The sequence below is a fragment of the Shimia sp. R9_3 genome, from assembly GCF_017743755.1.
Lineage (GTDB): Bacteria > Pseudomonadota > Alphaproteobacteria > Rhodobacterales > Rhodobacteraceae > Shimia.
This window is the reverse complement of record NZ_JAGHRP010000002.1, coordinates 95,886-110,298: the sequence shown is the minus strand read 5'-3', so window position 1 is coordinate 110,298 and position 14,413 is coordinate 95,886. Positions and strand designations below refer to the sequence as shown.

12 protein-coding genes are annotated in these 14,413 nt (G+C 60.2%); 3 read left to right on the top strand and 9 right to left on the bottom strand.

All coding sequences use genetic code 11. The features are described 5' to 3' along the window. Window positions 1–62: 62 nt before the first annotated feature. Entirely contained in the window at window positions 63–1,073 is a 1,011-nt protein-coding gene (locus tag J7412_RS05050; RefSeq protein WP_209077700.1) for a hypothetical protein, read from the top strand. Between the two features lie 27 nt (window positions 1,074–1,100). On the opposite strand, the gene J7412_RS05045 is transcribed toward J7412_RS05050, so the two are convergent. From J7412_RS05045 to J7412_RS05015, 7 genes are all read right to left on the bottom strand, one after another. Further along, window positions 1,101–2,474 carry an SPOR domain-containing protein gene (locus J7412_RS05045; RefSeq protein WP_209077699.1) on the bottom strand — a complete coding sequence of 458 codons (1,374 nt, stop codon included), beginning with the start codon at window positions 2,472–2,474 and terminating at the stop codon, window positions 1,101–1,103. Window positions 2,475–2,551: 77 nt separating this feature from the next. After that, window positions 2,552–3,184 (bottom strand): uracil phosphoribosyltransferase, encoded by a 633-nt coding sequence (gene upp, locus J7412_RS05040; RefSeq protein WP_209062081.1) that lies wholly within the window; start codon window positions 3,182–3,184, stop codon window positions 2,552–2,554. Next, the gene (locus tag J7412_RS05035) at window positions 3,181–4,167 is read right to left on the bottom strand and encodes an adenosine deaminase (RefSeq protein WP_209077698.1); all 987 of its coding nucleotides are present in this window, start codon (window positions 4,165–4,167) and stop codon (window positions 3,181–3,183) included. Before J7412_RS05035 ends, upp begins: the two co-directional genes overlap by 4 nt. Beyond that, a complete protein-coding gene (locus tag J7412_RS05030) occupies window positions 4,164–5,372 on the bottom strand; it encodes a phosphopentomutase (protein WP_209077697.1) in 1,209 nt (402 codons plus the stop codon). Before J7412_RS05030 ends, J7412_RS05035 begins: the two co-directional genes overlap by 4 nt. A 4-nt stretch (window positions 5,373–5,376) precedes the next feature. Then, window positions 5,377–6,681, bottom strand: coding sequence for a thymidine phosphorylase (locus J7412_RS05025; RefSeq protein ID WP_209077696.1), 1,305 nt, complete (start codon window positions 6,679–6,681; stop codon window positions 5,377–5,379). Then, window positions 6,682–7,101 (bottom strand): cytidine deaminase, encoded by a 420-nt coding sequence (locus J7412_RS05020; RefSeq protein WP_209061775.1) that lies wholly within the window; start codon window positions 7,099–7,101, stop codon window positions 6,682–6,684. Then, on the bottom strand, window positions 7,098–8,186 hold the full coding sequence (locus J7412_RS05015; protein WP_209077695.1) for a cupin domain-containing protein: 1,089 nt from the start codon (window positions 8,184–8,186) through the stop codon (window positions 7,098–7,100). The genes J7412_RS05020 and J7412_RS05015 overlap by 4 nt, the downstream gene beginning before the upstream one ends. Window positions 8,187–8,352: 166 nt before the next feature. Between J7412_RS05015 and J7412_RS05010 the strand changes: the two genes are divergently transcribed. Next, the gene (locus J7412_RS05010) at window positions 8,353–10,632 is read left to right on the top strand and encodes an NADP-dependent malic enzyme (protein ID WP_209077694.1); all 2,280 of its coding nucleotides are present in this window, start codon (window positions 8,353–8,355) and stop codon (window positions 10,630–10,632) included. A gap of 45 nt (window positions 10,633–10,677) precedes the next feature. Here the strand turns inward: J7412_RS05010 and J7412_RS05005 are convergent, their stop codons facing one another. Beyond that, a complete protein-coding gene (locus tag J7412_RS05005; protein WP_209077693.1) occupies window positions 10,678–11,304 on the bottom strand; it encodes a YceI family protein in 627 nt (208 codons plus the stop codon). Between the two features lie 312 nt (window positions 11,305–11,616). Here J7412_RS05005 and prpE point away from each other — a divergent pair, with 312 nt between their 5' ends. Continuing rightward, window positions 11,617–13,509: a propionate-CoA ligase PrpE gene (prpE, locus tag J7412_RS05000; protein ID WP_209077692.1), complete on the top strand. Its 1,893-nt coding sequence runs from the start codon at window positions 11,617–11,619 to the stop codon at window positions 13,507–13,509. A gap of 46 nt (window positions 13,510–13,555) precedes the next feature. On the opposite strand, the gene J7412_RS04995 is transcribed toward prpE, so the two are convergent. Continuing rightward, window positions 13,556–14,317: an NAD kinase gene (locus J7412_RS04995; RefSeq protein ID WP_209077691.1), complete on the bottom strand. Its 762-nt coding sequence runs from the start codon at window positions 14,315–14,317 to the stop codon at window positions 13,556–13,558. Window positions 14,318–14,413 lie beyond the last annotated feature (96 nt).

Sequence of the window (14,413 nt, the reverse complement as noted above, 5' to 3'; positions counted from 1 at the left end):
TTGCCCCGCCCTTTACGCCCATGCTAGGGATTGAGCCAATCAGAGGCCTGAGCAGACCCACCATGAGCACTGCACTTGAAAAATTCCAACGTCTGGAAGCCACAGCCCTGTGGCGAGAGACACCTGACGCACAACGCAGGGATGTGATTGTGTCGCTGGGAGATGCGACGTTGGTGATCAAAGACAGCAATGATCGGGCGCTGACCCATTGGTCCCTTCCCGCCGTGCGCAGGCTCAACCCCGGCGAACGGCCTGCCGTGTTTTATCCGGACGGCGACCCAAGCGAGACCTTGGAAATCGGTGCAGATCACCCCGAGGTGGTCGAAGCCATCGAGAAGCTGCGCAAAGCGGTGGCCAACCCGGGTCAGGCCACAGGCAGGCTGCGCAAGTTCATTCTGGGCGGGTCGGTGGCCGCAATTGTGGCCTTGGGCGTGTTCTGGTTGCCAAATGCGTTGGTCAACCACGCGCTGCGCGTTGTGCCCAATGTGACCCGCCAGACAATTGGTCAGGAGATGCAGACCCATGCACTGCGGCTGACCGGCAAAGCCTGCACCGGCCCGCAAGCATTACCTGCGCTTGATGCCTTTCAAAAACGTCTGCAGGTCCGCGCCATCACCGTGGTGCCAAGCGCCCTGCGGGACGCGGTCGCCCTGCCCGGCAACATCGTGCTTTTGGGGCGCGACGCGGTGGAAGACTTTGAGGAGCCGGATGTGGCGGCAGGCTATGTGATTGCCGCGCAAGCCGCGGTCGCAGACCCGCTCCGTGGCCTTCTGGAGAGCGGTGGCATTCGCGCAAGCCTGCGCCTGCTCACCACCGGCACATTGCCAGACACGCTGCTCAGCAGCCACATTGAAGAGCTGATCAGCGCTCCGCCAATGGCGGCACCGGATGACACTCTGATTGCTGCCTTTGAGGAAAAGCGCGTGCGTCTCAAACCCTATGCTTTGGCCCAAGACCCATCAGGGGAAAGCACGCTGGCGCTGATTGAAGCGGCTCCGTTCACAGACAATCTGCCAGAGCCGGTGTTGATTGACCGCTATTGGGTGGCGCTTCAGGAGATTTGCGACAGCTGACCGCCGCAAATCTCAGAGACTGTCAATTTACTTGCGCATGAACGCGCCGCCAAACCCGGCACCTTTGGCTTTGGCCAGCGCAGAGGCCGCCTCTGCCTGTGTGGCAAAAGGCCCAGCCAGCACAATCCGTTGGGTTGCGCCGTTGCGCTCATACCGCCCGATCCGCACCGGTACGCCCAGCTTGCGCACATCCCGCGCCAAAGCTTGCGCCTGCGCCGCATCAGTGGCCTGCGCCACCTGCACATAAGGTGTGCCCGCAAGACGCAGAGACTTCTGCGGGGCTTCCGACCTGGTGGACACCGTATTGGTTTGAACCCGCTCACCGGTTTTCACTCTGGTGGTGGTCTGCTCCGGCGCATCAGACTCCAGCGTCACCTGGATCAAACGGCGCGGCACTGTTTCAGTCCAGATCAGGTTGGTCTGTGCGTGCCCGGCAAAGGTCATCACCGCGCGTTCGGTGTCCAGACGGCCATCCTCAAAGGCGCGGCGATAGCCTTCCGGCACATAGGAGGACACCGCGTTGGTCAGGCGCGCCTCATAGACATGCTTGGGCACAATCCGCACGTCCGGCGCCGCTTCACCAACGCGCACCACAGTGCCCACAGGCGGGCGCGGCAGCGCGCTGCTTTGCTCCAGATTGATTTGCGGTGGGGTCGCAATCGGGCCGCCGACACCGGGCGTCACAGGCGATTGCGCCTGCGGACCACAGCGCACGGTGGACCCTTTGTATTGGGTCACGCCTTCGCGACAGGGCGAGATAATACCGGAGGCCCGAGGGGCCTGGCCGGTGGTACGGCGCTCCGTTTGTGCCGGTACCGTTATTGAAATCACTGTTGTTGCAGGCGCAGGTGATGGCGCCGCAGCTGCTGCAGTGGTTTTTGCCGGTGCAGCTTTCGCCGTGCTGGGGGCAGCCTGCGCGGTCGATTTGGTGGGCGCAGGCTGCGCTTTGGGCTGGATCACAACCGGCGCTGCTTTGGGTGCCGGGGCCGCTACTGTCGCCGCTGGTGCTTTTGGCGCCGTCGTGGGTGCCGCCTGAGGCGTGGGCCGCGCATTGCCAAACAGCGAAGGCCGCTCTGTCGGCGGCGCCGCGGGCTCGATCTGAACCACGTCGCCATCAAGCTGCGGCGCTGCATTGGTCGGGCGGGTCGCGGTGTCAAAGGTCGGTTTAAACCCGCAGATCACTTTGCGGTCGCGGGTCACGCGGGGCACCCATGTGGTCACCCCGTCCACACCTGAGCGGATGTAAACGCAGCCGCGACTATCAACGAACTGCTTGCCCTGGAAATTCGCCGGCGGAAACTCCGCCGGTGTTTGTCTGTCACTGATCGATTGCGCATGGGCTGCGCCGAATCCAGAAGCGGTTGCGATTGCAGCAATCGCAAGAAATTTGCCTAATGTCATTTTGCCCCCACAAGATGTAGGGGTACATTAGCCAAAATCTTTACAGTGAGTAAACCACTGAAAAGCCCAAATTCTGCCTATCTTGTGCCGAACATGCGGTCGCCCGCATCGCCAAGACCCGGCAGGATGTAACCTTTTTCGTTCAGACGCTCATCCAGCGCTGCTGTCACGATTGGAACGTCAGGGTGCGCTTCTTTCATACGCTCTACACCCTCAGGGGCCGCCAACAGGCAAAGGAACAGGATATTGGTCGCGCCTTCTTTCTTCAGAAGATCAATAGCTGCCGCAGAGCTGTTCCCGGTTGCCAGCATCGGGTCCACAGCAATTACGAGGCGCTCGCCCAGCTCGCTAGGCGCTTTGAAATAGTACTGCACCGGCTCCAGCGTTTCTTCGTCGCGGTAAAGACCAACAAAGCCAACACGTGCAGAAGGCACCAGTTCCAGCATGCCATCCAGCAGGCCGTTGCCCGCACGTAGGATCGACACCAGCGCCAATTTGCGCCCATCCAGTGTCGGCGCATCCATCTCGACCATAGGCGTCTTGATGCGTTTGGTTGTCATCGGCAACTCGCGTGTCACCTCATAGGCCAACAGCTGGCTGATCTCGCGCAGCAAGCGACGGAACTCGCCCGTTGAGGTTGCCTCATCCCGCATGATCGTGAGCTTGTGCTGCACAAGTGGGTGGTTCACTACGGTCAAATGATCCATCAGGTTTTCTCCAGTCTCTTGGCCACAATTGCCTTCGTATCTGCGTCACAGAACGCGGCGTCAAGCGCGGTTTTGGTGATCTCGGCAAAATCTGCCTCCCCCCAACCAAAGGCCTTTTCGAGCATCTCGTATTCGCGCCGCATGGTGGTGTGAAAGAACGGCGGATCATCCGTACTGACAGTAACCCGCACACCCGCGTCCCGCAGTTTCTGGATCGGGTGAGAGGCAAAATCAGGATAGACACCCAGCACCACATTGGATCCGGGGCACACTTCAAGCGTCACCTGACGCGCCACCAGTTCCTTGATCAGATCAGGATCTTCGATCGAGCGCACGCCATGGCCGATACGCTCGACATTCAAGTCGTTGATCGCATCCCACACACTTTCCGGCCCGCCAAACTCGCCCGCGTGTGTGGTGAGCTTCAAACCAGCCTCACGCGCCTGATCATAGGCATAAGCAAAATCGCCTTGCGTGAATTGCCCTTCGTCACCGCCCATACCAAAGCCGACAATGAAATCGCCCGCCGTTTCCGCCGCACAGAGCGAAGAGGCACGGGATTTCTCTGGACCGAAGTGGCGCACCGCCGTCACAACTCCACGCAGCGTGATGCCATGCTTGGCCTCCGCCGCATTGGCCGCTTCTTCAATGGCGTGCAGATATTCACGCCACGCGCCCACATCGCCGCCTCCGCAGAAATCGGGGCTGATAAAGCTCTCGGTATAGACCACGCCATTCGCTGCGCTTTCCTCAAGCCAGGCAGATGTCAGCCGTGCAAACTCTTCCGGGCCGGTCAGAACACTGGTTGCCGCCTCATAGACGCTGAGGAAATGCACAAAGTTCTCAAACGCATAGCCACCGTCGTCCGTGAAGACTTTGCTCAGGTCCATCTTCTTTTCATGCGCCAGCTGCTTGATGAACGCAGGCGGAGCCGCGCCTTCATGGTGAATGTGCAGCTCGATCTTTTTCAGGTCTGCCACTGTCATAGGAAACTCCTTCCACGCGGCGGTGTCACGCCAAGATGGGACGCCGCGGTCGCGGCCACATCCACAAAATCAATCAATCCAGCCTCTCCGGAGCCGACACCGGCACAGAGCACTGGAACGCGCTCCCGGGTGTGGTCTGTGCCCGGCCAACTCGGGTCATTGCCGTGATCCGCAGTCAGGATCAGCAAATCCTCCTCTCGCATCTTCGCGATGAATGCACCAATCTCCCGGTCGAACCATTCCAGCGCACGGGCGTAGCCCGCCACGTCGCGGCGGTGCCCATAAAGGCTGTCAAATTCCACAAAATTCGCAAAGGTCAGGCTGCTCTCTGGTGCGGTCTCGGCCAGCCCATGCAAATCCTGCATCAGCTTCGCGTCACTGCCTTTGGTGCAGCTGTCGATGCCAGCCATGGTGAAGATGTCACCAATTTTTCCAACTCCCAGCACCGCACCGCCCGCGTCCTGCACCCAGTTGGTCAGGATCGGCGCTGGCGGCGCAATCGCAAAGTCGCGCCGGTTGGTGGTCCGGGTGAACCCCTCCTCCGCATTGCCGACAAACGGGCGCGCAATCACGCGGCCAATCTTCATCTCGTGCAGGATCGGCGCGAGATCGCGGCACAGATCAATCAAACGCTCCAGCCCGAAATGCTCTTCGTGCGCCGCGATCTGAAACACGCTGTCCGCAGAGGTGTAACAAATCGGCGCGCCGGTTTTCACGTGCGCGGCCCCAAGCTCGCTGATGATGACCGTACCGGAAGCGTGGCAATTGCCCAAGATCGCATCGGTGCCTGCCAGTTCGCACACTTTGGCGACCAATTCGTCCGGGAAGCATGGCGCGCCTTTGGGAAAATACCCCCAATCCCACGGCACAGGCAGACCGGCGAGTTCCCAATGACCTGATGGTGTGTCTTTGCCGGGGCTCTGCTCGCTGGCCGCACCCCAGAAGCCAGTTGGCGTTGCGTCCAATCCGGGCGTCTCATCGCCGGAGGCCAACCGCACCGCCGCTCCCAAGCCAAGCGCATCAAGATGTGGCACGGTCAATGGACCAGACCGCCCATCCTCTGCCAACCCTTTGGCGCAGGCCTGCGCGATATGCGCGACCGTGTTCGCGCCCGCGTCCGGCAGATCATCGTTGAAGAACCGCGCAGCATCCACTGCCCCGCCGCAGCCAACGGAATCCATCACCACCAGAAACACACGTGCCATCGCCCTACCGGCTCCTCTCATGAATAAGCGGGGGTATATCGGGCATTCCCTCGCCAATGACAATGGCCTTTCGCACAGCCGCCTCCGCCACTGCCGCCGCATCCTCACGCGCCGCATGCAAACGCAGCAGAGGCTGCCCTGCCTGCACTGTTTCGCCAAGCCGCACCACGTCCGACAGGCCAACCGCAGGGTCAATCACGTCGCTTTCCACCTGACGGCCACCGCCCAGACCAACAACAGCCAGCCCGAGCGCCTCGCCATCAATGGCTTGCACAACGCCAGCGTGCGGTGCCACGATTTCGCGAATGATCGGCGCTTCCGGCAGGAACCTCTGCCACTCTTCCGTAAACCGCATCGGGCCACCCATTGCAGCCACCATGCGCCCGAAGATCTCTGCGGCCTTCCCGCTGGACAGCGCGCCAAGCATCCGCGCGACACCCTCTTCTGCATCCGCCGCCAACCCGGCGTTGGCCAAGAGCACGCCGCCAAGTGACACAGACAGCTCTGCGAGCGGCCCGCCACTTTGCCCACAGAGCACCTTCATGCATTCCGCAACCTCAAGCGCATTGCCAAGTGACGCCGCCAAGGGCTGGTTCATGTCGGAAATCACCGCACTTGTGGGACAGCCCGCAAGGTTCGCCGTACTGACAAGCGAGTCCGCCAAGGCCTGCGCATCCTCAACGAACTTCATAAACGCGCCAGAGCCGACCTTGACGTCAAGCACCAAGCCCTCAAGCCCCGCCGCAAGCTTCTTTGACAAAATGGATGCGGTGATCAGATCGAGGCTTTCCACGGTCGCGGTCACATCGCGGATGGCATAGAGGCGCTTGTCAGCCGGAGCGATCTCCGCCGTGGCGCTAACAATGGCGCAGCCCACATCGGCCACCACCTCTTTGAAGCGCTCTTCCGTCAGGCACGTGTACAGCCCCGGAATGGCTTCCATTTTGTCGAGCGTTCCCCCTGTATGCCCCAGACCGCGCCCGGAAATCATGGGCACATAGGCCCCGCAAGCCGCCAAAGCCGGGGCAAGCACCAGCGAAACACAATCGCCAACGCCGCCGGTAGAGTGCTTGTCCAACACAGGGCCAGGCAAATCCCAGGCCATTCGGTCGCCGCTGTCGCGCATCGCAAGTGTCAGCGCCACACGACCTTCTTCCGAAAGCCCCCGCAGGCAAACACCCATGGCAAAGGCCCCAGCCTGAGCATCAGACACGGTGCCATCCGCCAGACCTTTGGCAAACCACGCCAATTCCTCTCGGCTTGGCGTCTCTCCGCGGCGCAGATGCGCGATAATCGCCCGCGCGTCCATTTAGTCGCGGTCCTTGTGGTCAGCGTCCATATGGTCTGTGCCAAAAGCACCTGGCAACAGCTCTGCCATGGTCATGGAAACCCGCACGCCTTCCAGATTGGCCAAAGTGACCTTGGTGTCCTTGCCGCCAAATTCTGCCAGTTTCTGACGGCATCCGCCACAGGGGCTGACCGGTTGTTTGCTATCGGCCACCACAAAAACCTCGGTCAGGCGGGTCTCTCCTGCCGCCACCATGGCCGCAATGGCTCCGGCCTCCGCGCATGTGCCTTCAGGATAGGCAATGTTCTCCACATTGCAGCCTGCGTATTTCACGCCACCTTCAGACAGGATCGCCGCCCCAACCTTGAAGTTGGAATAAGGTGCATAGGCGTTTTCACGCACCTCAAAGGCGAGGGTTTCAAGGCTTTTGTCTTGGCTCATGTCTCGATCACTTTCGTCTTAAACGCACCTGACAAGGTCACTTCCAACAGTTCAATGTCGTCGCTTGGCTCGGCGTAGCGGGTTTTCATGCCCGGCGGGATAACAAAGGCATCACCAGCTTCAAGCGGGAATGGCGCGCGCTCCTCCCCTTCCAAAAGCATCGTGCCCTTCATCACAAAGGTAAAGTGGATATCCGCGTCATGGCGGCTCCACTGCGGCGTGCCTTGACCCCGGCGCACGACCTGCACGCCGGCGACGTCTTTGGTGTTGGCTGCAATGGTGGTGTCGCGGCATTCAAACCCGGGCAGGCGGAACGGCTCCCACGCCGCACCTTCTGCCAGATTGTGCACAAAACGCTGGCCATCCCATTCACGCTCAGGCCGCTCATGGGGTGTTGGCAGCTCCATCTCATGATCAATCTCAGTGACATGATCGGCTGGCACGCCAATCTCGATCACCTGCAGATCATCACTCGCCTCGCAAACCCGGTGGCGGATCTCTGGCGGCTGGATAAAGCAATCCCCCGCATTCAGGCGGCGCATGCCCCCCTGATCTTCATAAAGCACATCAACCCAACCGTTGACGCAGAAGATCAGCTGAAAACCAACCTTATGATAATGCACCATATCCGGCACCGGCCCACCGTCAGGAATGCGGATGTGGCTGGCGATCATTGCGCCGCCCAACCGATCCAGCACCAGATCCCGATAGTGCATTCCGGCCCGGCCGATCACCCAAGGGGCCTGATCCGCCAGACGGCGCACCACAAAGGAATGCTGCACAGGGGGCAACACCAAAGGCGGGTTCAGCTCTTCGATCTCGATTTTTGTGCCATTGGGCGCGGTAAGATGACGCTGCCCGTCAGCAAACCCGTCCGGATCATCGGTCAAGATCCGCAGCGTGCCCGGCGCTTCTTCAGCCCCCTTCTCAATCCGCAGCCGTAGCCCATGGCCGGAAAACACCGCAATCGTCGGGTCATCCGCGGGATAGATCATGTCCATCCGCATTTTCAGCACTTTGGTGTAAAACGGGATATCGTCGCGCAATTCCTGTGTTGGCAGGCGAAATTCGGCTTTGATCTCCAAGGTGTCACTCTCCGCTCATTTGATTGCGCGAGATTGAGACCAAATGGTCAAAAATACAAGCTTGTGCCGTTGCGTCAGATTTGTGCATTTCAACTGGGAGAAAATTGGTTTAAGGCTGAACTAATTTCTTTTTGACCGCACCCAAAGTGCCAAACAGAGGTCTCCGATGTCTGAAAATCGCAACCAATCCCTGCGCGAGGCGGCGCTGGCCTATCACGCCAACCCAAAACCCGGCAAACTGGAGATCCGTGCGACCAAACCGCTCGCCAATGGGCGCGACCTGTCACGTGCCTATTCTCCCGGCGTGGCCGAGGCTTGCCTTGAGATCAAAGACGATCCGGCAAATGCTGCACTCTATACTGCGCGTCAAAACCTTGTGGCGGTGGTCTCCAACGGCTCCGCCGTGCTTGGGCTCGGCAACATTGGCGCGCTGGCCTCCAAGCCGGTGATGGAGGGCAAGGCTGTTCTCTTTAAGCAATTTGCCAACATCGACTGCTTTGACATCGAGCTGGACGAAGCAGACCCGGAAAAACTGGCGGACATCGTCTGCGCCATGGGGCCAACGTTTGGTGCGATCAATCTTGAAGACATCAAAGCCCCCGATTGCTTTATCGTGGAAAAAATCTGCCGCGAGCGGATGAACATCCCGGTGTTTCACGACGACCAGCACGGCACCGCCATCGTGGTCGGTGCCGCAGCCACCAACGCATTGCGCGTGGCAGGCAAAAAGTTTGAAGGCATCAAAATTGTCTCCACCGGCGGTGGCGCGGCGGGCATTGCCTGCCTCAACATGCTGGTGAAGCTGGGCGTCAAACGCGAGAACATCTGGCTCTGCGACATCCACGGCCTCGTGTATGAGGGCCGCGAAGAGGATATGAATCCGCAAAAAGCCGAGTTTGCTCAAAACTCCGAGCTGCGCACGCTCGAAGAGGTGATCGACGGCGCGGATATGTTCCTCGGCCTGTCCGGTCCCGGCGTCCTCAAACCTGAACTGGTCGAAAAGATGACCAGCCAGCCGATCATCTTTGCTCTGGCAAACCCAACCCCGGAAATCATGCCGGATCTGGCACGCAAAGTGGCACCCGATGCGATCATCGCAACCGGCCGCTCCGATTTCCCAAACCAGGTCAACAATGTCCTCTGTTTCCCGTTCATCTTCCGCGGCGCGCTTGATGTTGGCGCCACAGAGATCAACGATGAAATGTGCGTCGCCTGCGTGAACGGCATTGCCGAACTGGCCCGCGCCACCACGTCGGCAGAGGCAGCCGCCGCCTACAAAGGCGAGCAGCTCACCTTTGGCGCAGAGTATCTGATCCCCAAACCGTTTGACCCGCGCCTTGTCGGTGTGGTGTCCGCCGCCGTGGCCCAGGCGGCCATGGACAGCGGCGTCGCGACCCGCCCGATTGAAAACATCGACGCCTATGTCCACAAGCTCAATCAATCGGTCTTCAAATCCGCATTGCTGATGCGCCCGGTGTTTGAAACCGCCCAGAAAGCCTCCCGCCGCATCGTTTTTGCCGAGGGCGAAGATGAGCGAGTGCTGCGCGGGGCGCAGGCAATTCTGGAAGAGACCACCGAAACCCCGATCCTGATAGGCCGTCCCGAGGTGATCGAAGCCCGCTGTGAACGCGCGGGCCTGTCGATCCGCCCCGGCCGTGATTTCCAGATTGTGAACCCGGAAAACGATCCGCGGTATTACGACTACTGGAACAGCTATCACGAGCTGATGGAGCGCGAGGGGGTCACGCCTGATCTGGCCAAGGCCATCATGCGCACCAACACCACGGCAATCGGAGCAATCATGGTGCACCGCGAGGAGGCCGACAGCCTGATCTGCGGCACCTTTGGTGAATACCGCTGGCACCTCAACTATGTTGAACAGGTGCTGGGCAAAGGCACTCTCTCTCCGCATGGCGCGCTGTCTCTGATGATTTTGGAGGATGGTCCGCTCTTCATCGCTGACACGCAGGTGCATGAGCTGCCAAGCCCCGAGGATATCGCCCGCATCGCGGAAGGCGCCGCGCGCCATGTGCGCCGGTTTGGCCTGGAGCCAAAAATCGCGCTGTGCTCGCAGAGCCAGTTTGGCAACCACCGTCAGGGCTCCGGCAAGCGTCTGCGCGAAGCCATCGCAATCCTGGACAGCAAGCCGCGCGATTTTGCCTATGAAGGTGAAATGAACGTGGACACCGCGCTTGACCCGGAGCTGCGCAGCCGCATTTTCCCGCGCACACGCCTTGAAGGGGCTGCCAACGTGCTGGTCTTTGCCCATGCCGATGCGGCGTCAGGGGTGCGTAACATCCTGAAAATGCGCGCCGATGCCTTGGAAGTGGGGCCGATCCTGATGGGCATGGGCAACCGCGCCCATATTGTCAGCCCATCGATCACGGCGCGCGGCCTGCTGAACATGGCCGCCATTGCTGGCTCTCCGGTCACCCACTACGGATAAAACTTGAAGCACTTAACGGCGGGCACCCAAAGCCCGCCGTACCGCTCAACTGTCTGAGCGGTTCACTCGCGCAAGGATGCGCAAATCAATGGTTGGCCCCACCAGATCGGGATAGCCATCCGCGCCGAACTCCCGCCGATCCAGACTGCCCGTCAGCAAAATCGACAGCTTGTCCAGATCTCCGGCCTCGGTGCCGCGCTGACGGAACAGTTGCGCCGCCAGCGTCACCGGACGCGACACGCCCCGCACCGTCAGATCCCCCAGCACCTTCGCCCCGTGGATCGTGCCCGAAATCTCGCGCGCAACAAAACGGATAGTGGGGTGGTTGCTGGCATCAAGCACCTGCGCCCCCTTGAGCGCCTCAGTGGCAAACAGGAACCCAGCCTTTGCCCGCTTGGGGCTCAGGGTCACATCAATTTTGCTGCGGGAGACATTGCCCAGATCCAACTGCAGATCCGCCGCCTCAACCGGCATCTGACCTTCTGTGCCGTCCTGATTGAAGTAGTAGGTGAAGCCAACAACACTGGCCGATTTATCAAGCTCATATTGCACGGGTGCCGCCTGCGCGGGCTGCGCAACAGCCCCACCAAGCAGTGTCACAGCCGCCAAAACACGCAATCCACTCCAAAGACCATGACGTCTTCCTTTGACGCTAACCAATGTCCCAATCATGATCTTCCTCCCAGTTCACAGTCCCGCATGGGCTAGTCCCCCTCAGTATGGCAGAGAAAACCGTTACAGAGTTGCACGTTTCTGCGAGAAAAGGTGAGCTGGCCAACAGCCAGAGTCGCAAAATTTGCAAATTTGCAAAAACACCGAATTTCTCAATTTTTCCTGCAAAAATTGGCGACTTTACTAAACTTTGCAATTTCAAAGCCCGAAAACTGGCCCGACAAATGCGATAATCTGTCCCGCTTTTTCGCCCCGGACTTGCCGCCACGGCAATACCTCCTCTATGGCTTTTGGCAGGAAGAGGAGGACCACATGTCATATCAAGACGTATACGAACGCTGGAAAAATGATCCGGAAGCTTTCTGGATGCAGGCGGCAGAAGCAATTGATTGGCATACGCCGCCCAGCAAGGCGCTGACAGACAAAGGCGACCATCTTTATGAGTGGTTCGCGGACGCAAAGGTCAACACCTGCTGGAACGCGGTGGACCGCCACGTCGAAGCCGGGCGCGGCGAACAGACGGCCATCATCTATGACAGCCCGATCACCCACACCAAACGCGAAATCTCCTATGTTGAGCTACGCAACCGTGTCGCCACACTTGCCGGCGCCCTGCGCGCCAAAGGCGTTGAGAAAGGCGACCGCGTCATCATCTACATGCCGATGATCCCCGAGGCGCTGGAGGCCATGCTGGCCTGCGCCCGCTTGGGTGCCATCCATTCCGTGGTGTTTGGCGGATTTGCCGCCAACGAACTCGCGGTGCGCATCGACGACGCCAAGCCCAAAGCCATCATCGCCGCCTCCTGCGGGTTGGAGCCGGGCCGCGTGGTGCACTACAAACCTCTGCTCGACGGCGCCATCGACCTCTCCACACACAAGCCTGATTTCTGCGTGATCCTCCAACGCGAACAAGAGGTTGCACAGCTGGTCGAGGGCCGGGACGTCAACTGGCACGGCTTTCAGTATGGCGTGGAGCCGGCCGAGTGTGTTCCGGTCGAAGGCAACCATCCTTCCTATATTCTCTACACTTCCGGCACCACAGGACAGCCCAAAGGCGTGATCCGCCACACCGCAGGTCAGCTGGTCGCGCTGAACTGGACCATGAAAAACATCTACAATGTCGACCCCGGCGATGTGTTCTGGGCGGCCTCAGATGTGGGCTGGGTCGTGGGCCACAGCTATATCTGTTACGCCCCTCTGATCCATGGCAACACCACCATTGTGTTTGAGGGCAAACCGGTTGGCACGCCGGATGCAGGCACCTTCTGGCGCGTGATTTCAGAGCATAACGTCAAAAGCTTCTTCACTGCCCCCACCGCCTTCCGCGCCGTGAAGCGCGAAGACCCAACAGGCGAATACGTCAAGAAATACGACCTCAGCTGCCTTGAGCAGGTCTATCTCGCGGGGGAACGCGCTGATCCAGACACCATCGTCTGGGCGCAGGAGCAACTGGGCGTACCAATCGTGGACCACTGGTGGCAGACAGAGACCGGCTGGTCGATTGCCGCCAACCCGCTCGGCATCGAAGAGCTGCCCATCAAACTGGGCTCCCCAACCGTTCCCATGCCCGGCTATGACGTCGAAATTCTGGACGAAGGCGGCCACCCTGTCGCGGCGGGCGAACTTGGCGCCATCGCCATCAAGCTGCCGTTGCCACCCGGCACGCTGCCCACGCTGTGGAATGCCGAAGAGCGCTTCAAATCCTCCTACCTCACCCACTTCCCGGGCTACTATGAGACCGGCGATGCGGGCATGAAAGATGAGGACGGCTACGTCTATATCATGGCCCGCACCGATGACGTCATCAACGTCGCTGGCCACCGCCTGTCCACCGGCGGCATGGAAGAGGTGCTTGCCGGGCACCCGGATGTGGCAGAATGCGCGGTGATTGGCGTGGCGGATCAGCTCAAAGGCCAGATGCCCGTCGGTTTCCTCTGCCTCAACGCTGGTAACGACCGCGCCCATGACGAGGTAGTCAAAGAGGTTGTCGCTCTGGTGCGCCAGAAAATCGGCCCCGTTGCCGCCTTCAAGCTCGCGGTTGTGGTGGATCGTTTGCCAAAAACCCGCTCGGGCAAAATCCTGCGCGGCACCATGGTTTCCATCGCAGATGGCACTGACTGGAAAATGCCCGCCACCATCGACGATCCAGTCATCCTCGATGAAATCACCGAGGCCCTGAAAACCATAGGCTACGCATCCGCGTAACCCGTGTCAGAGAGGCGCGCACCCCGCTCGCGCGCCTCTTTTGTCCTTAGACAAACTGCTCGCGAATAAGCCGCTCTTCGAGCCCATGGCCCGGATCAAACAGAATGCGGTGCGCGATCTGCGCGTCCGAGCGGATTTCAACCCGCGACACATTCTCAATCGCACGGCTGTCGGCATGGGCCATCACCGGGCGTTTCTGCGGCTCCAGAACGTCAAAGGTCACCGCCGCCGATTTTGGCAGCAGCGCCCCGCGCCAGCGCCGCGGGCGGAACGGCGCGATCGCCGTCAACGCCAGCACATCCGACCCGATCGGCAAAATGGGTCCGTGGGCTGAGTAATTGTAGGCTGTGGAGCCTGCAGGGGTGCTGATCAATGCCCCGTCACAGACCAGCTCTTCCATCCGCAGACGCCCATCAATCGAAATCTTCAGCTTGGCCGCCTGTGGCCCTGCCCGCAGAAGCGAGACTTCGTTGATGGCGAGCGCTTCATGCACTGATCCGTCCGCAGCTGTGGCGCGCATCGCCAGCGGATTGAGCATCTCTTCTTCTGCGGCCCCCAGCCGCTCCAGCAGATCGCTTTCGGAATAGGCATTCATCAAAAAGCCCACCGTGCCGCGGTTCATGCCGTAGACGGGCGCAGACATCGCTTGTGTCATATGCAGGGCCTGAAGCATGAAACCATCCCCGCCAAGCGCGACAATCACATCCGCCTCCTCAGGCGCGACATTGCCGTAACGCCCGATCAGGGCCGCGCGTGCGGTCTGCGCAACTGGCGCATCGCTGGCCATAAAAGCGATTCTTTCAGACATCGTCGCTCATGCTCCCAACTCCCAAAAAGCAGGTTTCCCTGCGCCGCCAAAGGTTTCCGATAGCGGCATATGTTTACCCCCTGCACCATCTGCGGC

What these genes read in the sequence shown, in the direction of transcription:
- J7412_RS04995 (WP_209077691.1), bottom strand. Translation starts at nt 14,317, where the DNA reads ATGTCTGAAAGAATCGCTTTTATGGCCAGCGATGCGCCAGTTGCGCAG.
- J7412_RS05030 (WP_209077697.1), bottom strand. Translation starts at nt 5,372, where the DNA reads ATGGCACGTGTGTTTCTGGTGGTGATGGATTCCGTTGGCTGCGGCGGG.
- J7412_RS05035 (WP_209077698.1), bottom strand. Translation starts at nt 4,167, where the DNA reads ATGACAGTGGCAGACCTGAAAAAGATCGAGCTGCACATTCACCATGAA.
- J7412_RS05005 (WP_209077693.1), bottom strand. Translation starts at nt 11,304, where the DNA reads ATGATTGGGACATTGGTTAGCGTCAAAGGAAGACGTCATGGTCTTTGG.
- J7412_RS05045 (WP_209077699.1), bottom strand. Translation starts at nt 2,474, where the DNA reads ATGACATTAGGCAAATTTCTTGCGATTGCTGCAATCGCAACCGCTTCT.
- J7412_RS05020 (WP_209061775.1), bottom strand. Translation starts at nt 7,101, where the DNA reads ATGAGCCAAGACAAAAGCCTTGAAACCCTCGCCTTTGAGGTGCGTGAA.
- J7412_RS05025 (WP_209077696.1), bottom strand. Translation starts at nt 6,681, where the DNA reads ATGGACGCGCGGGCGATTATCGCGCATCTGCGCCGCGGAGAGACGCCA.
- J7412_RS05010 (WP_209077694.1), top strand. Translation starts at nt 8,353, where the DNA reads ATGTCTGAAAATCGCAACCAATCCCTGCGCGAGGCGGCGCTGGCCTAT.
- prpE (WP_209077692.1), top strand. Translation starts at nt 11,617, where the DNA reads ATGTCATATCAAGACGTATACGAACGCTGGAAAAATGATCCGGAAGCT.
- J7412_RS05050 (WP_209077700.1), top strand. Translation starts at nt 63, where the DNA reads ATGAGCACTGCACTTGAAAAATTCCAACGTCTGGAAGCCACAGCCCTG.